Genomic DNA, 21,213 nt, shown 5'->3' on the forward strand with positions numbered 1-21,213 from the left:
AGGGACGGTATGGGGAAAGGGGCCGATGCCTGGTGAAACAGTCGTCGGCCGGAAGGTGTGGTAATAGCAATGTCTCTATTTCTCAAAGCATCTTTAAGACTTCGCGTTACCAAAAGCGAGCTGCGTAATTAAATGCTTCATCTGATGTTCATCAACATATGAGCTAGTTTCATCGGTGACTACAGGATTTGTGGAGACGGTGTTACCTGAGATATATAACGGGATGCCTGCCTTATTTTTACCTGTGTAAATCCCGGCGTGATCTCCTGGCTTTTTGCCGTTAGACTGGGCGGGATAATCTACTCTTAAAACAATATCGCCAACGGCAATGTCGAAAATATTTATTATTTTTCCGTGCGCTAATGACTCCTGATAGAATTTCGCTACGCTGGCGGTTTTAGGCAGGCCGGGAATACCAGCCTGACAGCTACACCAGTAGATAAAAGCCATACACCATGGCGAGCCGGAGGGGCTACCCACGTAGTCGAGATAGGTATTTACCATCGGGCCAGAGTTGCTGTTAAGTGGTTCCTCTTTAACATTAAGCTGACTTCTTGCTGCGTTTATTAAGTCATTACCATTAGGTATGGCCTTATCCTCATCAGGTAGATTGTTAAATTGTGGATGGCAGAGAATGATTTTTTCGAGTTTCGCTCCTTATATGGCTGAACTTTTCTGTTTTTATCTTTGAAGTATTTATTTATTCTTGAAGTATCTATTTAATTTTGCAAGGGGAAGGCTTGTCTGATAAGCGGAAGTAATATCTCGCCTGATTTTTTTGTAATTATGCCAATCAAAATTAATAAGAAATTGATAAGCGGTTTCTGCGCCAAGTCTAAACAGTTTAAGTTTGTTGGCATCGCACATACTGAAGTCTAACCAGCCAATGTCTCCAGTGTCTATGAATGATACTAGCTTATTGTAATCAGGGTTTTTTTTAATGAAATCGTAATTCATGGCATGTCTGGCGGTGTTGAACGATTGAGCAAATATATCAAGGGTGCTATTAATTTCATGACTGTGATCATCAAGTTGCAGTTTGACACCAAATGTGGGTCTTGCTGGAATTTTTGTGGGGTTGTGAAAAACATCAATCGGAAAGTTTGACATGATGCCGCCATCAACAAAACAAGCGATAGGTGGCGGAAATCGAGTGGCTAATCTGTTTTGAAAACTAATGCCGGTATATTTTTGCCATTTCAATTGTAGATTATTATCCATATGAGGTATTTTTACCGTGTAGGGCTGAAAAACAAAAGGGATAGACATAGAGCAGCGGCAGAACACCGCGGGATTTACATCGTTCGGTTTTTCCCAGTATAGTTCTGCCATGACAGGAAGTTCAACTTTATATTCGGTGGCTAAATCTGCTGTTATCAGGCATAAATAGTCATGATTTACATCCAGTTCATCAAGGGATTGTTTACCTTCAAGTTGGGATGGTTTATCAATGCTGGTGCTTCTAAGTTTCCATCCGTATGGAGTCGTCGCCATTCTTTTTCTAAGATCGTTGACTGTATAAATATTAAAAGATGATAGCTGTTTTTTAAGCCAGGACTCAAATTCATCGCCTCTATTAAGTCCTTGCATTATTTTTAAGTTGTCCGTTGTCGTAAGAAACCTTAAAAATGCACTAAAATATTTAAATCCTGACTTGTTTTTAGAGTTCATTAAGCCTGTGGCAGTATCCATAAATTTCTTTGGGTCATAATCTCCGTCCTTTTTCCCATCAATAAATGTATTTATTGGCATATTGGCGATCATATCTATTAGGCGTTCGCTTTTTTCTTTTTCAGGTACATCTATTGCAGATAATAACAAGGCGGCAATTGAACCGGCTGACGTGCCTGCGATACCAATGAATCTTATCCCTGCTTGCTCTAAAATATATATGTAACCTACAAGGGCTAATCCGAGGACGCCGCCACCCTCCATTACCAGATCAACGTATTGATGGCCATTTTCATCAATAGTGTCACTGAATTCTTTATTGGACAGGGCGGTGGCTTTATTTTTTATTTCTTCAACTTCTTTTAGGTACCTATTCACGGATAATGACATTTTAATTTCCTTAGCAACGGATCTGATCATTGTTGATCATACAAGGGAATTTATTGGCCGTTATCAGAAGACCTCTTTTTTGCTCAAAGAGAAAATTGAGAAAATGCTGTGAACAATTTTTAACGGCCGTCTCGTCAACTACAGAAAAGTATAACGGAGGAAACAGAGACACCACTCATTCATATGAATGAGTGACGTAAAAAACTCGCCCTGCGGGCAGGGGAAGAGAGACGGGCCCGCTCCGCGTTAGCCCGCACGCGGAGCGGGGGGATCAGATCGCGGGGCTTTCGCGGGTGGCCAGCGCCAGCGGGTTGCTGTCCAGCTCCAGCTGGTCGCGCAGTGCCCAGCCGCGCAGCTTGCCGGGGTTAAGCAATCCCGCCGGGTCGAGAGATTGTTTAACCGCCACCACGTCAGGGCGAATAACCCCCTGTTTGCCGTCCTCAACCTGCAGCACGTGGGGATTGTTAATTTTGACGTCGTTATCGCGAAATATCTGCATGATCGCGTTGAGACGTTCGGGCGTGGTATAGCGTACCAGCTGCAGACCGCTGGCGGTGAGGTTGCCTTCGATATCGCGCAGAAATTCAATATGGGAGATCACCTCCCCGGCGAAATGCTGCTCCATCTGTAAAATTTGCTGCGGATAGCGCAGCGGATCAAACGCCGTCTGTAGATAGGTCAGCGTATTGTCCACCTTGAGCGCATGCAGGGTGGTGTGGTTCCAGCAGTATTCCATTAACGAGGCGTTTTGCGCCCGGGCCTCGTCGCTGGTCTGACGGATGGCGTTACTCCCGCGATGGCGCGGTAACAGGCTGGCGCAGAGTCCTTCGCTCTCCTCGGCGATCAGGCTGATAACCGCATGCTGGCCGGCGCGGTAACGATCGTTCAGGTGGCTAAAATAATCGGCGATAGGCGTGGCCAGCAGCGCCACCTGGCGCTTCACCAGTCCCGGGGAGCGGACGCAGGCGTTGGCATAGTTCAGCGCATCGGCGAAATCGTCAAACACGTCCAGGCGTTCTATCCACTGGTGCGCGGGAGCCAGCGCCAGCTCAACCTCGAGAATGATGCCGTTGGTGCCGTAGGCGTGATGCAGCAGCAGCGCTTCGGGAGCCGGGACGGTCAGTACGCGAGGGACCGGCTCGACTGTCATCACTTTGACGCTGAGCACATTGCCGGGCGCCGCCAGCGGCCCATAGTTGATGGAGCCGATGCCGCCGAACCCGCCGCCGTAGAGGCCGCCCAGGCTCGCCAGGCGATAGGTCGACGGCATACAGCGCAGCTCCCAGCCCGTCGGGCGGGCGGCGGTTTCGATGTCCGCCAGGCGAATGCCGGCCTGGGCTCTCACCGTGCCGTTGCCGAGAGCGACGATCTGGTTGAGCCCGGTCATATCCACCAGCATCCCGCCTTCGAGGGGGACCAGTTGGCCGTAGTTGCCGGTGGCGCTTCCGCGCAGGGTCAGCGGCAGCTGGTGCTGCGCGCAGGAGGCGACCAGTTGCCGCAGCTCCTCTTCATCGCGCGGGCGAACCACCGCGTCCGCCTGTTTTCCCGCCAGCTGCTCGGTGAGTACCGGACTGAACCAGTGAAAATCGCGGGAAAGCCGTTTGAGTTTCGCCGGCTGCAGGGTCCACTCCAGCGCCGGGAGTGCCTGCTGGATCGCCGCGACCGCGTGTTGACGCTGTTCATCAGTCATCATTCTTTTTCCTGTTCGTCAGCAGAACATTAATGAGATTGCACGGCTTCGCTTTCATGCCAGGCGCTGAGCGCCCGACGCGAGACCCAGGACATCACGCCGAACAGCGCAATCCCGGCGAGAGAGATCAGCAGCAGCGCGGCAAACATCAGCGGGATATCCAGCTGATAGCCGGCCTGCAGGATCTGATAGGCCAGCCCGGTATTGGTCCCGCCAGTGCCGGCGACAAACTCCGCTACCACCGCGCCAATCAGCGACAGCCCGCTGGAAATACGCAGCGCGCCAAAGAAATAGGGCAGCGCCGAGGGGATACGCAGTCGCACCAGCGTTTGCCAGCGGCTGGCGTGATTGAGGCGGAAATAGCTCAGCAGGCCGGGAGAGACGCTGCGCAGTCCCTGGGTGGTATTGGAGATGATGGGGAAGACCGCCATCAGGGTGGCGCACACCACCAGCGAGAGGGTGGCGTCCTTCACCCAGATGATGATCAGCGGGGCGATGGCGACGATCGGCGTCACCTGCAAAAACACGATGTAGGGAAACAGGGCGGTTTCCACAAACCGGTTCTGCACCAGGATAAACGCCACGGCGGCGCCGATGACAATCGACAGCAGAAACGAGATCAGGGTGATCTTAAGGGTGAACAGCAGCGCCAGCAGCAGCGGCGTGAGATGCGTCCACAGGCTGTCCAGCATCACCAGCGGCGACGGCACCAGAAAGGCCGGGATGCGGAAATAGCTTACCGTGCCCTGCCACAGGAGCACCACCGCCACCGCGACGAGGGTCGGATAGAGAATTTTGAGAAAACGCGGATGCTGGATCCACGGCGTTGCGGTTGTGGTTTTCATATTATGGCTCCATACCAGACTGGCTGGCCTGCAACAGACTGTCCTGCAGCTGACGGGCATACAGGGAAAAGGCCGGACTGACGCGGAACGCCTCGCTGCGCGGGAACGGCTCCCGGATGGCAATATCTTCCACCACCCGTCCGGGGCGGGCCGCCATCATGATCACCCGCTGCGAGAGAAACACCGCTTCGTGGATCGAGTGGGTGACGAAGACCACCGTCAGGTTCTGCTCCTGCCACAGACGCAGCAGGTCGCTGTCGAGCTTGTTGCGCGTAATCTCATCCAGCGCGCCGAAGGGTTCATCCATCAGCAGCAGCTTTGGTCGGGTGACCAGGCCGCGGGCGATGGAGACGCGCATTTGCATGCCGCCGGAGAGTTCGCGCGGCAGGACGTCGGCGAACTTGCCGAGCCCCACCAGCTCAAGGACTTCACTTACCCGGGTATTACCTTCCGCGCGCGGCACGCCGGCCAGATCCAGCGGCAGCCTGACGTTATTGCGCACGCTGCTCCACGGCATCAGGGTGGCTTCCTGGAAGACGAACGAGAGCGGATGCTGGGCCTTTTCCCGGCTGTCGCGCCGCCACAGCATCAGCTTGCCGTCGCTGGGCTCCACCAGGCCGGCGACCATCTTCAGCAGCGTACTTTTACCGCAGCCGGACGGACCGAGCAGGGTAATGAACTCCCCCTGATTGATGGTCAGGTTGACGGGCAGCAGCGCCCGGGTGCCGTTGCTGTAGATCTTCTCCGCCGACAGCACCTCAATGGCCGGCGTGGCGGAGGTGGGCGTAAAGCGGGTGTCGCTCATCACGGTCAGTTTCGGGGCGGTATTCATGGCATCACTCCGGCGTCTTTGACCATATCCAGGGTGTAAGTCTGCTCAAACGGCACCTTGCTGGCGTCGATCAGTTTGTTTTTCACCAGCATGTCCCAGGTTTTCTTCAGCCGCGGCTCGGTGATGATGCCGATACCGCCGGTCTTAGCATCGCCGCCGGTCACCAGCTGGTAGTGCTTCATCTGGGCAATGCCAAAGGCGATCTGCTCGGCGCCCATTTGTGGATTCGCTTTGCCGATCAGGTTGTTTCCGGGGGTGGGATTCTGCAGGTAGCTTTTCCAGCCCTCCATGGAGGCTTTGACGAAGGCCGCCACCGCCGCCGGACGTTTGCGGATGGTGTCCGCCATACAGATGATCGAGTTGCCGTAGGGCGGGTAGCCCCAGTCGCTGAGCGGATAGACATAGAACGGCTGCCCGCCTTTGGCGACGGAGAATGGCTCGGAGGTGACGTAGCCCTGCTGCACCAGATTTTTATCGGCGAGGAACGGCTGGACGTTAAAGGTATAGGGGCGCACTTTGCTGCCAGCCAGACCCAGCTCGCTCTTCGCCCACGGCCAGAAGGAGGTATAGGCCTCGGTGGCGAGCAGGAAGGTTTTGTCTTTAAGCTCAGCCGGGTTGCTTACTTTGTCATGGGTGATAAACACCGTCGGCGAGTGCTGGAACACGGTGGCGACGGTTACCGCATGCACCCCCGCCTGCCAGGTCTCCAGCGCCTGGCCGTTGTCGCCAAGGGTGCAGTCCGCCTGACCGGCCGCCATCAGCTGCATAACGTTGATCTGCGGGCCGCCCATTTTAATTTCGACATCGAGACCGGCGTGTTGGTACAGCCCGGTGGCCTGGGCCTGGTAAAACCCGCCGTGCTCCGCCTGGGCATACCAGTTGGTGAGAAACGTAAACTTCTCCGCCGCGAAGGAGGAGGCTGAGGTGGCGAGGGCGGCCACGGTCAGCAGGGTTAAAACTGGCGTCGATCTGGTATTCATCAGGGCTCCTTGGAATCAGCAGCGAAAGAGGGGGGGAGGGACTGGACAAAGCCGTGCCAGTGCTGTTTGCCCCAGGTCGGTTCTCGACGTTCGACCCAGGCCATGCGGTGGATCTCGATGATTGCCTGCGCCCAGCTGGCGGCGAGGGAGTCGAGCAGCCCTTCGCCTTGCTCCCGCGTCGCCGGGGTCGGGTCGCCAATCACCCCGCTCGGGCCAAAGTCATACGCTGCCCATGCCGCCGCCGGACGGCCTTTCGACAGGGTCGGGCAGGGGAATTCCGGCGGGAAGTTGGCGACCGCCCGCTCCATTTGAACGCACTCCGGCGCCAGCGCCAGCATCAGCGCCGTTTCGCTATGGCCGGCGTGCATCGCCATCCGCTGTTCATGCGGGCTGAGAAACTGTTTTTCGCAGTTGGGCACGTTGAACACATCGTGCGGGATGGCGATGAAATCCCCGTGGCGCAGGCGCATTTCCCGGCAGGCGATCTGCAGGATCTGCGGCTGGCCGCCGTGGCCGTTGATCATCAGCAGCTTGCGAAAACCGGCCCGATAGAGAGATTCGGCGATCTCCAGCAGGGTATGCAGCAGCGTATCGCCGCTGAGGGTCAGGGTGCCGGGAAAATGCAGATGCTCCTCTGACTTACCGTAGACGATCGGCGGGATGGCGTAGGCCGGGATCGCCGCCGGTAGCCTGGCGAGGGCATGGCCCGCCACGCCGGAAGATATCACGCTGTCCACCGAGCAGGGCAGATGCGGGCCATGCTGTTCGATCGCCCCGGTGGGGAGGACGATAACCGTATTGCTTTTATCCGGCAGGGCGGCCACGTCCGTCCAGCTCAGGAAAGGGAGAAAGCGCGCTGCAGGAATGTAACCGTTAATCATCGCGGTGCCTCGAGTGAATTGGCTGGGGTAACCAGACGGTTGCTTCGACTTCAATCAATACCGTGGCGTCGGGCAGCATTTCGCTGACCTGCACCACGGTGGAAACGGGCGGTTGGTCGGGATAAAACAGCTTCCTGACCCGGCTGTAATAGGGAAAATGGTCAAGGTTGCGAAAGTACTGCACCAGCTTGATAACGTCGCTCATCTGCCCTCCCGCGGACTCCACGGTGCGGCGGATGCTTTCCAGGACGTACCAGCTCTGGGCGAGGATCGGCCCCTGTTTCGCATCGGTTGAAAATTCGCCGGTCGCCCCCAGCAGCTCCCGCACCGGCTCAGGCACATCCTGAAAGCCGTTGACGATGGTGCCGGTCAGGGGATTGACCGGAATAATGCCGGAGAGAAAGATAAAATCGCCGGCTCTGCGCCAGGCGGCATACCGCGCCAGCGGCTCCCCCGCGCCTGCTTCAAGACTCATGTGCCATCTCCTCCTGCCACACGCGCCGGTGGGTTAACCTGCCGTGGTTAACCACCAGACGGGCGGCGCTGTTTAAAGGCCAGGTAAAACGGTCGCTACCCGGGAAAATCACCACGCTGGCCGCCGCCCCGACGGCAAAGGGCGCCGCGTCTGCCGGCGAACCGGTTAGCGCCGCGCGATCGCAGATCAGCCGCGACTGCCGGTCGAACGGGTCGCTGAGCTGGGCGCTGAACAGGCCGCAGGCCAGGGTGTCCAGCGGGTCGTAGCTTCCCGCCGGACAAAAAGCGTCCTGCACGTTGTCGCACCCAAGCAGGGTGGCCACGCCGGCGGCCTGCGCCTCGTGCAGCAGGGTGATCCCACGCTGGCGCGGCGTGCGGCCGAACGTCGCATCCTGCAGCAGCAGGTTGGTCATCGGCAGGGCGATAAGGGTGACGCCGTGCGCCGCCAGCTGACGCAGGATTTGCGCCGCCTGCGCGTCGCTGCCGGCGGCCAGCGCGCAGCCGTGGCTGCAGCAGATATGTCCGGGGAAAGGGTGGCGGGAGAGATGATCCGCCAGCCAGGTCAGCCCCTGAGACACCTCGCTGAGCTCCTCATCGATATGCAAATCCAGATCCAGTTTCCAGCGGGCTGCGCTATGCAGCAGGTTTGCCATGGCGGCGGCGTCCCAGTTGGAGGAGTGGATGAAGCCGCCCAGCAGGCAGCGCTCCCCGCTGTTGGCGACCGCACGGGCAATGGCCTCGGCATCCGCCGGATCCTGAAACAGGGGCAGCGGGACCAGCGCCACCCGCTCCAGGGTGATGCCGCCGGTATCGAGGCGGGCGATCTCCTGCCAGGCGTCCGGCGCGTCGGCGGTAAACCAGTCGATATGGCTGCGCAAATGGGTCACACCATTCGCTGCCGCCCGGGCCAGCGCGGCGGACGCCCGACGTTGAATATCTGCTCCGGTCCAGTGTCGGCGATCCTCATGCATGGCGTGGATCGCCGGCAGCAGCCCGGCCTGCGCCGGACGGCAGCGTTCAATGGTAAAGGTTTTATCCAGATGGGCATGGGGTTCCACCAGGCCGGGGAGTGTCAACGCCCCCGCCAGGTCCCACAGGCCGGGAGCCGGTTGGTCGGTTGGGGTCAATGCGGCGATCCGGCCGTCGCGAAAGGCCAGGTCCGCCAGCAGCGGTTCACCGTTGGCCTGCGTCGGCCAGCCTTCGGGCAGCGCCCAGGCCGGGAGTCGGGCGCGGCTGATACCGGTGAGCGGCGCGCAAGAGGAGGAGAATGTCATCGTCAGTCTCCTCACAGATCCAAAACCAGACCCGGCGACTTCGCCCGCGAACAGCAGAGCGTGATCTGGTCGTTGCCAGCTTTTTCTTCCGCCGTCAGCACGCTGTCCCGGTGCTCGGGGATCCCGTCGAGGACCCCGGTAATGCACGATCCGCACATTCCCTGTTCGCAGGAGAGCATCACCTCCACTCCGGCGTGCTGTAATACCTGAGCAATGGTTTGATCCGCGGCGACCTGCAGACGCTGCCCGCTGGAGGCCAGCTCAATATAAAAAGCGTTTTTCGCCGCAGTATTATTTTCCGCCGCGGGAGTGAAGCGCTCGAATACAAATTGCGACGGCGACCAGCGATATTCATCCATGACCGACCGCAGTCGTTGAATAAAGCCCTCCGGGCCGCAGGCCACCACCGCGGTATCAGGATCGGGCGCGGTTAAGCATGGGGGGATCTGCTGGCGAAACGACTCGCCTTCCTCGCTGCAGTGAATCGCCACCGTGCCGCTCGCGGCCAGCTGGGCCAGGCGCGGGGAGAAGGCGGTCTGGCGCGAGCTGGCGACATAATAATGCAGCTCCAGCTCTCCCTTTCTGGCGGCAATCGCGTCAGCCATCGCCAGCAACGGCGTGATGCCGATACCGCCGGCAAACAGCAGGTAGCGCCCGGCTTGCGGCAGGGGGAAATGGTTGCGCGGCTGCGAAATGGAGAGCCGATCGCCGGCTTTGAGCTGCTGGTGCAAATAGCGTGAGCCGCCGGTGGAAGCGTCCGCCAGCCTGACGCAAACTTCATAGCGATTTCCGCGGTCAGGAATGCCGCACAGGGAATATTGCCTCGGGCCAACGCCGGGAATAATAATATCGATATGCGCCCCGGCGGAGTAGGCCGGTAATATTTCCCCGGCCGCTGCCTGCAATATTAAAGACAGATTTCCCTCTCCGTTAGGCCGTATTTCCCCGACCGAGACCGAAATAAAATCGTGGCTGTGCATTACCGTTTACTCTCCCTCATTCCGCTGTCTGCAGGGCGGCCAGGGTCGGCGAAGAGATAACTCCCCTTCGCGGTGAACTGTCCGGCGTGCAAGAAAATGGGTGAAACGATCGTTTCTCCGCTATGAATGCTACGGTATTGTGATAAAACTGTTGCGTCCAGAGCTTTGATTCGCACAACCCGTTGCAAAAAAGAGAGCACCCAAACGATGTTTGCCTTCTCCCGATTTCTGCTCTATTTCACTGAAGTGGCCCGTCAGGGGTCGTTTCGTAAAGCGTCAGAGGCGCTGCATGTCTCTGCGTCCTCTATCGACCGTCAGATTTTGCGCGTGGAACAGGAGCTGGCGATGCCGCGCTTCGAGCGCCATCCCACCGGGCTGCGGCTGACCGCCGCCGGGGAGCTGCTGCTGCATGCGGCCAATAACTGGAAAAAGGACTTTACCCGGGTCTGTGAGCAGCTGGATGACCTGCGCGGACTGCGGCGCGGGCATGTGCGCATCGCCACCATCGATGCCATTAACCGGCATTTCTTTTCGACGATGCTCAAAGAGGTGCATAAACATTATCCCAACATCTCTTTTACATTGACCACCATCAACAATATCCACATCCAGCAGGCGCTGATCTCCGGCGAGGCGGATTTCGGCATCATGCTCAATCCGCAGACCTCCCGTGAACTGCAGGTGAGGGCGTTTGCCGAAATGAATATGGGGATCGTGGTGCCGACCGGCCATCCGCTGGCCAGCCGCAGCGCTGTGCGCTTTAGCCAGTGCATCGACTACCCGTTTATCCTGCCCTCCGCCCCATTGATGATCAGCGAACCGGTAGAGGCGCTGGTGAACATCAGCGGCAACGAGGTGAAGGAGGTGGCAGTGTCGAATAACATCCACATGATCCGCACCCTGATTAAAGAGCAGATGGGTATCGGCATACTGTGCCGGCTGGATATTCTCGATGAGATTGAGTCCGGCCAGCTGGCGTTTGTGCCGCTTACCGATCCGCAGCTTAAGCCTTTCACGCTGGCACTGTGCGTCTCGCCCGCCCGCCAGCTTTCACTTGCCGCCTCGATGATGTTGAACCAGCTGGAGATGCTCTTCAGCCAGCTGTGAGAGACCGGCAGGCACTAAAATCATTCATTAGTGCACCATAATGGTGCGTTTTTTGTGTGCATGAATCAAAGGTTGCATGCCCCAGGGCGGCGGCGCAGGCGATTTTGCGCGGCCGCGCGCGGGCGATAAAATCTGGCATTGTTTTTGTATAGCTAAGTGTGAGTAGAAGCGGTCAGTACGGGTTATCCATACGGGACATTGCTCAGTCACCATGTCGCGGTTCAATGTTGACCGGGATGGGAGGCTGAGCCACATTCGCTCGCTCCCCCTCCCGGCGTAAAGAGGAGAGGGATAATGAAAACAGGCGCACGCCTTCCCCGGGGTTTACGCTGGCTGGGCCTGATGGCCCTCGGCGGTGTCTCGCTGGCCGTTCAGGCCGAGGAGAAAATCGTTCTGCTGACCTCCTGGTACGCTCAGGCGGAGCAGGGGGGGTATTATCAGGCTCAGGCCACTGGGCTGTACAAAAAATATGGTCTCGACGTCGAGATCCGCTCCGGTGGTCCCCAGGTCAACGGCATGCAGTTGCTGTTGTCGAAGCGGGCCGATGTGATCATCGGTTACGATCTGCAGCTACTGGAAGGCATTCAGCGCGGCTTCCAGGCGAAAGCCATTGCCGCTCCCTTTCAGTACGATCCCCAGGGGCTGCTGACCCATGCCGATGTCACCTCCCTGCAGGGGCTGAAAGATAAAACCATTCTGGTCTCCAGCTCCGGTCAGGCGACATGGTGGCCGTGGCTGAAGGCGCAATACCAACTGAGCGACGCTCAGGTTCGCCCCTACACCTTCAATATTCAACCCTTTGTCGTCGACGACGCTGTCGCCCAGCAGGCTTATGTCAGCTCCGAGGTGTTCCAGGTGCAGAAGGCTGGAGTGAAGGCGAACTTCTTCCTCTTTTCTGAGCATGGTTACCCTCCCTATGGCGGCATTCTTATCGCCCGCCCGGACACCATCGCCGAGCGTAAAGCGGCGATGGCGAAGTTTGTCCGCGCTTCAATGGAGGGCTGGGTGAGCTATCTCAAGGATCCGGCGCCGGGCAATGCGCTGATTAAGCAGGACAACCCCAAAATGACCGACGATCTGCTCGCCTGGGGCGTGACCCAGATCCGTGAGCATCATCTGATCGACGGCGGGGATGCCGCCAGTCAGGGCTGGGGGACGATGACCGACGCGCGCTGGCAAAAGACGCGTGATTTTATGGTCAGCGCCGGTCTGCTGGCGGCGGCCACCGACTGGAAACAGGCCTACACCACCGAATTTGTTCAGGCCATGCAGGTTAAACCCTGAGGAGCGACGCCATGTCATTAATGATTAAAAATGCCCATGCCATCCTCAGCGGTCTGTCCGGAGAGGCGGCGCGGCTGGCCGGGCCAGATATTCGCATCCGCGACGGCAAGATTGCGGCCATCGGCAGCCTGACGCCGCTGCCGGAAGAGCGACAGATCGATGCCCGCGACTGTGTGATCTATCCGGCATGGGTGAACACGCACCACCATCTTTTTCAGTCGCTGCTGAAGGGCGAGCCGCAGGGGCTGAACCAGAGCCTGACGGCCTGGTTGAGCGCCACGCCGTACCGCTTTCGCGCGGCTTTCGATGAACATACCTTTCGTCTGGCGGTGCGCATTGGCCTGGTGGATCTTCTGCGCTCGGGCTGCGCCAGCGTGGCGGATCACAACTACCTGTACTGGCCAGATATGCCTTTCGATACCTCGGAGATTGTCTTCAGCGAAGGGGAAGCGCTGGGGATGCGCATCGTTCTGTGCCGGGGTGGGGCGACCCAGGGGCGGGCGGTGGAACAGGATCTGCCGGTGGCGCTGCGTCCGGAAACCTTCGACGGCTATATGGCGGATATCGAACGGCTGGTCAGCCGCTATCACGACCCCCGGCCCGATTCTCTGCGCCGGGTGGTGATGGCGCCCACTACCGTCCTGCACTCCGCGCCGGGCGCCCAGCTGCGGGAGATGGCGAAGCTGGCCCGCCAGCTGGGGATCCGGCTGCACAGCCATTTATCGGAAACCGTCGATTATCTTGACGCCGCGCGGCAGAAATTCGCCATGACGCCGGTGCAGTTCTGCGCGGAGCATGACTGGCTGGGAAATGACGTGTGGTTTGCCCATCTGGTGAAGCTGCTGCCGGAGGAGATTGCCCTGTTGGGCCGCACCGGAACCGGCATCGCCCATTGCCCGCAAAGCAACGGTCGGCTGGGCAGCGGCATCGCCGATCTGCTGGCGCTGGAGCAGGCCGGGGTCCCGGTCTCGCTGGGGGTGGATGGCGCCGCCTCCAATGAAGCGGCGGATATGCAAAGCGAAGCCCACGCCGCATGGCTGCTGCAGCGCGCGCGCAAGGGGATGCTGGCGCAGCCGCGCTACGCCGGAGGCACCTTCGAGGGCGGGGCCGATGCGGCCACGGTGGAGGATGTGGTGCGCTGGGGCAGCGCCGGCGGGGCGCAGATCCTCGGCTTAGCGCAGAGCGGCACTCTGCAGGTCGGGATGCAGGCGGACCTCGCCATTTACCGGCTGGACGATCCGCGCTACTTCGGCCTGCACGATATGGCTATTGGCCCGGTGGCCTGCGGCGGGCGCGCCGCGCTGAAGGCGCTGCTGCTGAATGGCCGACCCATCGTGGAAGATGACGCCATTCCCGGTCTCGACCTTGACGCGATGCGCCACGACGCGCTGGCGGCCGTCCGTACCCTCCAACAGCGCGTCGCTGTTTAACTGATAACAGGATAATGAAGATGAACGCAACTACTCAGAATCAACGCTATGCCTTACAGGAACTGGAAAAAGAGGCGCTGATGGGCGCCGAGGGTGAAGAGACCTTCGCCCGCGAAGTGCGCTGTATCGACCTGTCGAACTTTGCCGAAAGAAAAAATGATATTGCCGAACAACTGTGGGAGGCGGCAGTGGAGATCGGCTTCTTCCAGGTCAGCCACCATGGTATTCCGCTGGCGGAGATCCGCCAGGCGTTCAGCACGACCGAGGCGTTTTTCAACCTGCCCGACGAGGTGAAGCGCCAGTATCCGCTGGCCGGCAACGCCGGCTGGGAGAGCAAGGCGCAGGTTCGGCCATCGACCCGCACGCCGGATCAAAAAGAGTCCTATCAGATAACCCGTCCGCTGATGGATAGGCGCTGGCCCAGCGATCGGGAGCTGCCAGGCTTCCGGCAGACGATGCTCGGGTTTGAATCGCAGTGCTGGCAGCTGGGGATGAAGATCCTTTCCTGCTTTGCTTTAAAGCTCGGTTTTCCGGAATCGTTTTTCACCACTGCGCACGATCCGCAGCGTGACACCTATCAGAGCACCTTGCGCATGCTGCACTACTATGCAACCGAGCAGTCGCAGCAGGGGATGTGGCGGGCCGGCGCGCATACCGATTTTGACTGCCTGACGCTGCTGTTCCAGCGCCCCGGTCAGGGCGGCCTGCAGGTTTGTCCCGGTAAAGACCGCGAAAGCCAGCAGTGGACCAGCATTGAGCCGCGCGAAGAGGTCATCACCTGCAATATCGGCGATATGCTAATGCGCTGGAGCGACGACCAGCTGCCGTCTAACTTCCACCGGGTGAGAAACCCGCTGCCCCACGAATATCAGGGGCCGCGCTACAGCCTGGCGTTTTTCTGCCAGGCCAATAAAGATGTCGAGATCCTCGGGCCGCAGAGGAAGTACCCGCCCATCAGCGCCGAGGATTATCTGCAGCAGCGGATCCAGGCCAATTTTGCCAAAGGGTAAGATGCGCTCTTGAATGGTATACCTGCCGCCGGCTTTCGCTGGCCGGGCGGCAGGATATCCGGCGCTGAGCTTTTCAGCTACCGTGTTAAGTTCCCTGGTATCGTTGAAATAACTGAAGAACATCCCTCTAAGCGTCAGCAGCAAGCTACCTTGGTTAAGGCCCTGAAAATCACGTCCTTTACGTCGTAAACGCCGTAAAGCCAGCTCACCGGGGTTAAATGGATTACCTTAACTTCTTTATTGCTGTTAGCGGGTTAAGGCTAACCAGGGCAGGGGGCAGAATTTATAGCTCGGTAACCGGCTACGCCGGGCTTTCGGCGCCATTTGACTCTACAGACACATGTAACCTCATCTGGCGCCTCCATGCCGCTGACGCGGTATTCAGAAGCTTCCCGATGCTGTAGGTGTTAACGTCTGCTCTGTGCCAAAAGCTGACGCTGCAGTACATTCCGCTTTCGGCTCGAATCGGACTGAGGTAACGTAGCGGAAATATTTTTCCGGACTCCACCACGATGCCTTCTATCGAAACGTTTATAACTTTCCTCCTCGCGCTAACGCTTCTGGAGATCTCTCCGGGGCCAGACATGATGTTGACTATTGCCAGAGGCGTCGGTCAGGGAAGACGTATCGCACTGCTTACGGTACTGGGCAATGTCTTTGTAGCGGGTTTTGTGCAAGTTTCATTTCTGGTCCTGGGGCTGGTAACCGTTGTTCATGCCTGCCCAGTCGCGCTAGATCTGTTACGGTGGGCTGGTGCGGCTTATCTGATGTGGCTGGGCATAAAAATGATTGCGACTTCAGGCACAGATACGCGGCTGCGAAAAACTGCCAAAATTTCTGACTGGAGTGCCGTTAAGGAAGGCGCCCTGAACAGCCTGACCAACCCAAAATCCCTGCTGTTCATGTTCGCTTTTCTTCCTCAGTTTGTCGATCCTGCCGCGGGTCCTGTCTGGCTGCAATTGCTTGTTCTGGGTAGTATCCAGAAGCTGGCAGGAATTATTTCTCTGGGGTCAGTCGCGATGGCATCAGGGACATTTGGAAACTGGCTCAGTAAACACCCAGGCTTCATCAAATGGCAGGAACGATTTACAGGCGTTGTCATGATAGGCCTCGGTATCCGCATGTTGTTTAGCGGGTCTGGTGTCGTATCGAAACCTTCCAGTTAAGTTTTACCGAAAGGGTAAAGCCACTGTCCGCTCTTCGCTCAAAGCAGACTTTCATCCTAGTCAGATTGTCAGCGACGTGCCAAGAGCTGACCTTCATTTACCAGGAAAGATTAACTCTGATGATTCTCGCGTGTTGAATAGCGAAGTTCATCAACTAGCAGCCTAAATGCCGGTGTGGGTTGTCGGTGGCCTGGATAGTAAAGATGATATCCAGAGTAAGGTTCACACCAATCCTCAAGCACGCGAACAAGATCCCCTGATGCTATATAGGGTTCAAGCTGTCCTTCTGGTAGATAGGCTAGCCCTCGACCTTCAAGCGCCGCTTTCAGTATCATGCTCCCCGTATTGAAAACCAGTTGACCATCAACTCGCACATTCAGCTCTCGCCCGTCCTTTTCAAACTCCCACGCATAGAGTCCTCCATGCCCGGAAAGGCGCAGGTTTATACAACAGTGTTCTGTCAATTCCTGCGGAGTAATGGGCACATGCCTGTTACTGAAATAATCTGGAGATCCCGCCACTGTCATCCGCATATCTGGCGCAATACGAACGGCAATCATGTCTTTGGCAATAGTTTCTCCGGGACGTACACCGGCATCAAAACGATCTCTTACGATGTCAGTCAGCCCATAATCTGTAAGAATTTCGACTTTAATATCGGGGTATTTTTTAACGAGACGCGACACTGCTGGCCAGAGTATTGACTCTGCTGCATATTCTGTTGCGGTAAGGCGTATTGTACCGGCTGGCTTATCACGTAATTCACTCAGCACCATTAACTGCCGCTGAATATCCTCTATCTGAGGTCCGACTGAAGCGAGTAAACGTTCCCCAGCTTCAGTTGGGACAACTCTTCTGGTCGTTCGGTTAAGCAACCGAATCCCGAGTTGTGCTTCCAGAACACGAACAGTCTGACTGAGCGCTGACTGTGAAACACCCAGACGTTTTGCCGCTCGTGTGAAATTCTGTTCCTTAGCCACCACCATAAATGCAGCAAGGGCATTCAGATTATCATCAGCCATTTAGAAGCTCTCCTTATAATTTCAATCTAATTTTACCATCTAATCACTTAATACGTCCTCAGATATACTTTCCTCGTTCACTAAATAACCATTCCTCCCGACAAAAGGTGTTTCCATTTGCAGGGAATTTATGTAATCCGCTACGCCATTTAGCCGAAAGTAACCAGCGAGGTAAAAGATGAAAGCAATTATTGCTGCAGCCGCTATGTCTGTACTGGGTGCCACCCAGGTTTTTGCCGAAAGTATTGAAATCCGTCGTAACGGGCAGACCCCTTCTGTCGTCGGCAAGGCCGATAACTTCTCGGGGCATGCGGTGGTCAGCCCGTTATTGCCGCCAAACGAGTCCACGCGTGCCAATCTGGGTCAGGTGGATTTCGCCCCGGGTGCGCGCACGGCCTGGCATACCCATCCCGCCGGGCAGCTGCTGATCGTTACGGCAGGCAAAGGCTGGATTCAGGAAGAAGGTAAGGCTCGTCAGGATATAGCCCCCGGGGATGTCGTCTGGATCCCTGCGACCGTTCGCCACTGGCATGGCGCCACGGCGACGTCCCCCATGAGCCATCTGGCCATGACGTATATGGTGGACGGTAAGAACGTGGACTGGCAGGAGCCCGTCTCCGACGAACAGTATCAGTAATCCGGAGGTCAGATGAAAACTTCGACGGCAGTTGCGCTGGCGCTTTCTCTCGGATCCGCTGGCGCCATTGCAGAAACGGGGGCACAGCGGGGCCCGCTGTCAGACACCGACATAGAGGCAGTATCTCCCGCACTCGGACGCTATGCGAGCACCAGGCTGGCAGGAGACCTCTGGAAAAGAAACGACTTGTCGCCACGCGATCGCAGCCTCGTTACCGTTGCAGCGGTTATTGCCCGGAATCAGACCGTACTTTTACCGGAGCAGCTGGAGCTGGCGCTGAAAAACGGTGTTAAGCCGGATGAGCTTTCCGAAACCATCACGCAGCTGGCGTTCTATGCCGGCTGGGGCAATGCCATTGCGGCCGCAGCGGTAACGAAAGAGATATTCCTGCAAAAAGGAATTAACGCTGAACAGCTTCCTCGCGCGGAGGAGGCGCTGCTGCCAATCGATGAAAAAGCTGAATTAGCTCGCGCTGCACGCGTGGAACAGAGCATCGGTAGCGCGGCGCCGGGGCTTGTCAGCGACACCACCGACGTGCTTTTCCGGGAATTGTGGCTGCGTCCCGGGCTTGCACCACGGGACAGAAGTCTGGTGACCCTGTCTGCCCTGATTGCAAACGGGCAGGTACAGCAAATCCCGCCGCACCTTAACCGGGCTATGGAAAATGGCCTGACCCGGCAGCAGGCTTCGGGCGCACTGAGTCATCTTGCGTATTATACCGGGTGGCCCAATGCTTTCTCAGCTGCGCCGGTTTTTAAAACGGTGTTTGAGCAGCGTGAATCAAAATAATCACCCTTTACAGGAGGATTGTATGTCTCAGGGTATTGAAAACAAAATTATCGTCATCACCGGTGCCAGCAGCGGCCTGGGAGCAGAAACAGCCCGACACCTGACGAGGCTGGGTGCAAAGGTGGTCCTGGGTGCTCGTCGTATGGAGAAGCTGGAGCAACTTGCCGGCGAACTGGGACTGGATGCCCGAGCCATACTGCGCACCGACGTGACAGACCGCGCACAGGTTCAGACCCTTGTTGACCGGGCGGTAGAGTTGCACGGCCGTATTGACGTCATTATTAATAACGCCGGCTTAATGCCGAGTTCCATGCTCGACAAGCTGAAAGTGGACGAATGGGACCGGATGATCGACGTGAATATTAAGGGTGTACTTTACGGTATTGCCGCCACGTTGCCGTATATGAAAGCGCAGAAGTCCGGACAGTTTATCAATGTATCGTCCGTAGCCGGACACAAGGTGGGACCCGGCGGTGCTGTATATGCAGGGACGAAATGGGCCGTCCGGGCTATTTCAGAAGGCCTGCGTCAGGAAGTGAAGCCCTGGAATATTCGAACAACTATTGTTTCTCCCGGCGCGGTAGATACCGAACTGACTAAAACCATCACCGACGAAGATATTGCGAAAGGTATGTCGAAAACCTACGAGAATGCGATCCCGGCAGAGGCTTTTGCGCGGGTCGTTGCATTTGCTATCAGCCAGCCTGACGACGTGGATGTTAACGAAATACTTTTCCGGCCGACCGTGCAGGTTTATTAAACCATCAACAGGCGGGTAGCTGACGCCTGCCTTATTTCCGGATGGTTTATATCATCCGGAAATAAAAAGAGCGGCATCAATTAACGCTTCTTTGTAGACAGGAAATTCAAACCGGAATTTTCTGCGGGCCACAGCGTGCCCTATAAATGAAATACGTAAACGACATCCTGTTCATTAAAAGGTAAGGGGCTGCATTAAATGCCTGTAAAACATTCTCACAATAACTCCGGTACCCGGGTTTTCGCAGCACTGATGCCGGTAATGGCTGCGGTACTGGTCGGTTTTATTATTATCGGTGTGGCACTTCCCGTCCTGCCGCTGCATGTCAAAAATGACCTGGGCTTCGGGACGTTTATTGTGGGCCTGGTCGCTGGGGCACAGTTTGCAGCATCGCTGATTTCCCGGGTGTGGTCCGGGAGTTATTCAGACAAGCGCGGCGCCAAAAAGGGCGTGGTGGCCGGGCTCATCGCTGCTGCCGTTTCAGGGCTACTGTACCAGGTGTCGCTCTGGCTTGTCGGCATGCCGGTACTGTCTGTGGGTGTATTGCTTGCCGGACGCGCGATCCTTGGTGGGGCGGAAAGCTTCATCATTACCGGTGCCGTGGCATGGGGGCTGGCCCTCGTGGATAAGGAGCATGCAGGTAAGGTAATCGCCTGGGTGGGTACCGCGATGTTTGCCGCTATGGCTCTCGGCGGACCGGTGGGGACGCTGTTATTTGATGCTTTCGGCTTTGAGGCGATCGCATTGCTGACGTTCCTGCTTCCGCTGCTGGTACTGGCGTATCTCGCCCGTATGCCCGCCGTGCCGCCTCATCCACATGCCGCACAAGCCTCCTTTGGCTCCGTCATGCACGCGGTCTGGTTACCCGGCCTGGGTGCGGCACTGGCCAGCACGGGCTACTGTACCATCCTGGCCTTCAGCTCACTGTATTACAGCGCCATGAACTGGCAGCCCGTCTGGATGGCATTCACCGCCTTTGGCGTCGCGCTGATTGTTGCCCGTACCGTTGCTGGCCATCTGCCAGATCGCTTTGGTGGCGCTCGTATTGCGCTGATATTTGTGCTTGTCCAGGCCGCCGGTCTGTTCCTTATTTGGCTTGCCGGTACGTCCTTGATTGCGACGGTCGGAGCCGCGTTGGCCGGTTTTGGCTACTCGCTGGTTTATCCGGGCCTCGGTATTGAAGCCATCAATGGTTCAACGCCCCAGAACCGCGGCATGGTGATGGGGATCTACACAGCATTTCTTGACGTGGCGATGGCGATCGGCAGTCCTGCGCTCGGCTGGGTAGGAGGACATCTTGGGCTGAACGCGATATTTCTGGCCGGCGCGCTGGCAGTGCTGTCAACCGCTGAGGTGGCATTCCTGCTGTTAAAACGCGCGGGCCAGAGTAAACAAAATCCGGCCTGAATAGGTCCTGCAGTCCGGAGGTTTATTGTTCTCCGGATTTTGCACCCCGTTTGTCTTAACACCGTTATTTAATTCAGGAGGTAATATGAAATTGCATTCAAAAGGAAAATTAAAAACCCTGGCCGCACTGACGATACTTAGCGTCGCTCTGGGTATGGGGGCAAACACTGCCGTCGCGGCGGATATGTCCCACGGTGCGGATAATTTCTATAAAAGCGATAAAGTGAAGACGGAAACCGTAAAATTCAAAAATATTTACGGTATGGAAGTTACCGGCACGTTATTTACTCCCCGCAATATGGAAGCCGGTAAAAAATATGACGCCCTTATTGTCGGTCATCCTTTTGCTGCAGTAAGACAGCAGGCTGCTGACCTCTACGCAACCAAAATGGCGGAGGCCGGTTTTGTCGCGCTGTCCTTCGACCAGTCTTTCTGGGGTGAGAGTGCGGGTACGCCGCGTGGTGCCGTGCTGCCTGATGTTTATGCAGAAAACTTCAGCGCCGCAGTTGATTTCCTCGGAACGCGCGCATGGCTTTGTTGAATAAATCGAACTTTTGCTGAGTTGAAGGATCAGATCACGCATC

At 57.1% G+C, this 21,213-nt stretch carries 21 protein-coding genes; 10 read left to right on the forward strand and 11 right to left on the reverse strand.

The annotated features are described in order from the left end of the window. Positions 1 to 93: 93 nt before the first annotated feature. From ABLU50_RS12150 to ABLU50_RS12195, 10 genes are all read right to left on the reverse strand, one after another. Entirely contained in the window at positions 94 to 504 is a 411-nt protein-coding gene (locus ABLU50_RS12150) for a hypothetical protein (RefSeq protein WP_227665585.1), read from the reverse strand. 192 nt (positions 505 to 696) lie between these two features. Beyond that, positions 697 to 2,061, reverse strand: coding sequence for a patatin-like phospholipase family protein (locus ABLU50_RS12155; protein ID WP_057215710.1), 1,365 nt, complete (start codon positions 2,059 to 2,061; stop codon positions 697 to 699). Between the two features lie 271 nt (positions 2,062 to 2,332). Beyond that, positions 2,333 to 3,754 (reverse strand): FAD-binding oxidoreductase, encoded by a 1,422-nt coding sequence (locus ABLU50_RS12160; RefSeq protein WP_087832991.1) that lies wholly within the window; start codon positions 3,752 to 3,754, stop codon positions 2,333 to 2,335. 26 nt (positions 3,755 to 3,780) lie between these two features. Beyond that, complete coding sequence (locus tag ABLU50_RS12165; RefSeq protein ID WP_017899562.1) at positions 3,781 to 4,596, reverse strand: ABC transporter permease; 816 nt, start codon at positions 4,594 to 4,596, stop codon at positions 3,781 to 3,783. A gap of 1 nt (position 4,597) precedes the next feature. After that, positions 4,598 to 5,428 (reverse strand): ABC transporter ATP-binding protein, encoded by an 831-nt coding sequence (locus tag ABLU50_RS12170; protein WP_017899561.1) that lies wholly within the window; start codon positions 5,426 to 5,428, stop codon positions 4,598 to 4,600. Further along, the gene (locus ABLU50_RS12175) at positions 5,425 to 6,408 is read right to left on the reverse strand and encodes an ABC transporter substrate-binding protein (protein ID WP_057215704.1); all 984 of its coding nucleotides are present in this window, start codon (positions 6,406 to 6,408) and stop codon (positions 5,425 to 5,427) included. The genes ABLU50_RS12170 and ABLU50_RS12175 overlap by 4 nt, the downstream gene beginning before the upstream one ends. After that, positions 6,408 to 7,289, reverse strand: coding sequence for a creatininase family protein (locus tag ABLU50_RS12180; RefSeq protein WP_087832992.1), 882 nt, complete (start codon positions 7,287 to 7,289; stop codon positions 6,408 to 6,410). Before ABLU50_RS12180 ends, ABLU50_RS12175 begins: the two co-directional genes overlap by 1 nt. Beyond that, positions 7,282 to 7,764 (reverse strand): RidA family protein, encoded by a 483-nt coding sequence (locus ABLU50_RS12185; protein WP_087832993.1) that lies wholly within the window; start codon positions 7,762 to 7,764, stop codon positions 7,282 to 7,284. Before ABLU50_RS12185 ends, ABLU50_RS12180 begins: the two co-directional genes overlap by 8 nt. Further along, positions 7,754 to 9,037, reverse strand: a complete 1,284-nt coding sequence (locus ABLU50_RS12190; protein ID WP_080935636.1) for an amidohydrolase family protein — start codon at positions 9,035 to 9,037, stop codon at positions 7,754 to 7,756. Before ABLU50_RS12190 ends, ABLU50_RS12185 begins: the two co-directional genes overlap by 11 nt. Before the next feature lie 11 nt (positions 9,038 to 9,048). After that, complete coding sequence (locus ABLU50_RS12195) at positions 9,049 to 10,017, reverse strand: PDR/VanB family oxidoreductase (RefSeq protein ID WP_048324506.1); 969 nt, start codon at positions 10,015 to 10,017, stop codon at positions 9,049 to 9,051. A 207-nt stretch (positions 10,018 to 10,224) separates the two neighbouring features. On the opposite strand from ABLU50_RS12195, the gene ABLU50_RS12200 reads away from it, so the two are divergent. From ABLU50_RS12200 to ABLU50_RS12220, 5 genes are all read left to right on the forward strand, one after another. Beyond that, positions 10,225 to 11,124 (forward strand): LysR family transcriptional regulator, encoded by a 900-nt coding sequence (locus ABLU50_RS12200; RefSeq protein ID WP_348864757.1) that lies wholly within the window; start codon positions 10,225 to 10,227, stop codon positions 11,122 to 11,124. 294 nt (positions 11,125 to 11,418) lie between these two features. Further along, positions 11,419 to 12,408: an ABC transporter substrate-binding protein gene (locus tag ABLU50_RS12205; protein WP_043519923.1), complete on the forward strand. Its 990-nt coding sequence runs from the start codon at positions 11,419 to 11,421 to the stop codon at positions 12,406 to 12,408. Between the two features lie 11 nt (positions 12,409 to 12,419). Next, positions 12,420 to 13,838, forward strand: coding sequence for an amidohydrolase family protein (locus tag ABLU50_RS12210; RefSeq protein ID WP_348864758.1), 1,419 nt, complete (start codon positions 12,420 to 12,422; stop codon positions 13,836 to 13,838). Between the two features lie 20 nt (positions 13,839 to 13,858). After that, complete coding sequence (locus tag ABLU50_RS12215) at positions 13,859 to 14,848, forward strand: 2OG-Fe(II) oxygenase family protein (RefSeq protein WP_074447395.1); 990 nt, start codon at positions 13,859 to 13,861, stop codon at positions 14,846 to 14,848. A 512-nt stretch (positions 14,849 to 15,360) separates the two neighbouring features. Further along, complete coding sequence (locus tag ABLU50_RS12220; protein ID WP_042947498.1) at positions 15,361 to 16,014, forward strand: LysE family translocator; 654 nt, start codon at positions 15,361 to 15,363, stop codon at positions 16,012 to 16,014. Between the two features lie 110 nt (positions 16,015 to 16,124). On the opposite strand, the gene ABLU50_RS12225 is transcribed toward ABLU50_RS12220, so the two are convergent. Continuing rightward, a complete protein-coding gene (locus tag ABLU50_RS12225; protein ID WP_032733155.1) occupies positions 16,125 to 17,036 on the reverse strand; it encodes a LysR family transcriptional regulator in 912 nt (303 codons plus the stop codon). A gap of 178 nt (positions 17,037 to 17,214) precedes the next feature. Here ABLU50_RS12225 and ABLU50_RS12230 point away from each other — a divergent pair, with 178 nt between their 5' ends. The 5 genes from ABLU50_RS12230 (at position 17,215) to ABLU50_RS12250 (ending at position 21,170) form a co-directional block, all read left to right on the forward strand. Then, positions 17,215 to 17,673, forward strand: coding sequence for a cupin domain-containing protein (locus tag ABLU50_RS12230; protein WP_023340282.1), 459 nt, complete (start codon positions 17,215 to 17,217; stop codon positions 17,671 to 17,673). A 12-nt stretch (positions 17,674 to 17,685) separates the two neighbouring features. After that, positions 17,686 to 18,462 carry a carboxymuconolactone decarboxylase family protein gene (locus ABLU50_RS12235; RefSeq protein WP_087832996.1) on the forward strand — a complete coding sequence of 259 codons (777 nt, stop codon included), beginning with the start codon at positions 17,686 to 17,688 and terminating at the stop codon, positions 18,460 to 18,462. Between the two features lie 22 nt (positions 18,463 to 18,484). Next, a complete protein-coding gene (locus tag ABLU50_RS12240) occupies positions 18,485 to 19,222 on the forward strand; it encodes an SDR family oxidoreductase (protein WP_042947500.1) in 738 nt (245 codons plus the stop codon). Between the two features lie 198 nt (positions 19,223 to 19,420). Further along, a complete protein-coding gene (locus ABLU50_RS12245) occupies positions 19,421 to 20,629 on the forward strand; it encodes an MFS transporter (protein ID WP_060655948.1) in 1,209 nt (402 codons plus the stop codon). A gap of 85 nt (positions 20,630 to 20,714) precedes the next feature. Then, positions 20,715 to 21,170, forward strand: coding sequence for an alpha/beta hydrolase (locus tag ABLU50_RS12250; protein WP_348864760.1), 456 nt, complete (start codon positions 20,715 to 20,717; stop codon positions 21,168 to 21,170). Positions 21,171 to 21,213: the final 43 nt, after the last annotated feature.

It is taken from the genome of Klebsiella sp. GG_Kp173 (genome assembly GCF_040062415.1).
GTDB lineage: Bacteria > Pseudomonadota > Gammaproteobacteria > Enterobacterales > Enterobacteriaceae > Klebsiella > Klebsiella quasipneumoniae.

Bases quoted from the DNA above. Each gene is read 5' to 3' on its own strand.
- ABLU50_RS12225 (WP_032733155.1), bottom strand. From the start codon at position 17,036: ATGGCTGATGATAATCTGAATGCCCTTGCTGCATTTATGGTGGTGGCT.
- ABLU50_RS12210 (WP_348864758.1), top strand. From the start codon at position 12,420: ATGTCATTAATGATTAAAAATGCCCATGCCATCCTCAGCGGTCTGTCC.
- ABLU50_RS12160 (WP_087832991.1), bottom strand. From the start codon at position 3,754: ATGATGACTGATGAACAGCGTCAACACGCGGTCGCGGCGATCCAGCAG.
- ABLU50_RS12165 (WP_017899562.1), bottom strand. From the start codon at position 4,596: ATGAAAACCACAACCGCAACGCCGTGGATCCAGCATCCGCGTTTTCTC.
- ABLU50_RS12150 (WP_227665585.1), bottom strand. From the start codon at position 504: ATGGTAAATACCTATCTCGACTACGTGGGTAGCCCCTCCGGCTCGCCA.
- ABLU50_RS12170 (WP_017899561.1), bottom strand. From the start codon at position 5,428: ATGAATACCGCCCCGAAACTGACCGTGATGAGCGACACCCGCTTTACG.
- ABLU50_RS12200 (WP_348864757.1), top strand. From the start codon at position 10,225: ATGTTTGCCTTCTCCCGATTTCTGCTCTATTTCACTGAAGTGGCCCGT.
- ABLU50_RS12215 (WP_074447395.1), top strand. From the start codon at position 13,859: ATGAACGCAACTACTCAGAATCAACGCTATGCCTTACAGGAACTGGAA.
- ABLU50_RS12195 (WP_048324506.1), bottom strand. From the start codon at position 10,017: ATGCACAGCCACGATTTTATTTCGGTCTCGGTCGGGGAAATACGGCCT.
- ABLU50_RS12205 (WP_043519923.1), top strand. From the start codon at position 11,419: ATGAAAACAGGCGCACGCCTTCCCCGGGGTTTACGCTGGCTGGGCCTG.
- ABLU50_RS12235 (WP_087832996.1), top strand. From the start codon at position 17,686: ATGAAAACTTCGACGGCAGTTGCGCTGGCGCTTTCTCTCGGATCCGCT.
- ABLU50_RS12190 (WP_080935636.1), bottom strand. From the start codon at position 9,037: ATGACATTCTCCTCCTCTTGCGCGCCGCTCACCGGTATCAGCCGCGCC.
- ABLU50_RS12185 (WP_087832993.1), bottom strand. From the start codon at position 7,764: ATGAGTCTTGAAGCAGGCGCGGGGGAGCCGCTGGCGCGGTATGCCGCC.
- ABLU50_RS12175 (WP_057215704.1), bottom strand. From the start codon at position 6,408: ATGAATACCAGATCGACGCCAGTTTTAACCCTGCTGACCGTGGCCGCC.
- ABLU50_RS12220 (WP_042947498.1), top strand. From the start codon at position 15,361: ATGCCTTCTATCGAAACGTTTATAACTTTCCTCCTCGCGCTAACGCTT.
- ABLU50_RS12240 (WP_042947500.1), top strand. From the start codon at position 18,485: ATGTCTCAGGGTATTGAAAACAAAATTATCGTCATCACCGGTGCCAGC.
- ABLU50_RS12230 (WP_023340282.1), top strand. From the start codon at position 17,215: ATGAAAGCAATTATTGCTGCAGCCGCTATGTCTGTACTGGGTGCCACC.
- ABLU50_RS12250 (WP_348864760.1), top strand. From the start codon at position 20,715: ATGAAATTGCATTCAAAAGGAAAATTAAAAACCCTGGCCGCACTGACG.
- ABLU50_RS12245 (WP_060655948.1), top strand. From the start codon at position 19,421: ATGCCTGTAAAACATTCTCACAATAACTCCGGTACCCGGGTTTTCGCA.
- ABLU50_RS12155 (WP_057215710.1), bottom strand. From the start codon at position 2,061: ATGTCATTATCCGTGAATAGGTACCTAAAAGAAGTTGAAGAAATAAAA.
- ABLU50_RS12180 (WP_087832992.1), bottom strand. From the start codon at position 7,289: ATGATTAACGGTTACATTCCTGCAGCGCGCTTTCTCCCTTTCCTGAGC.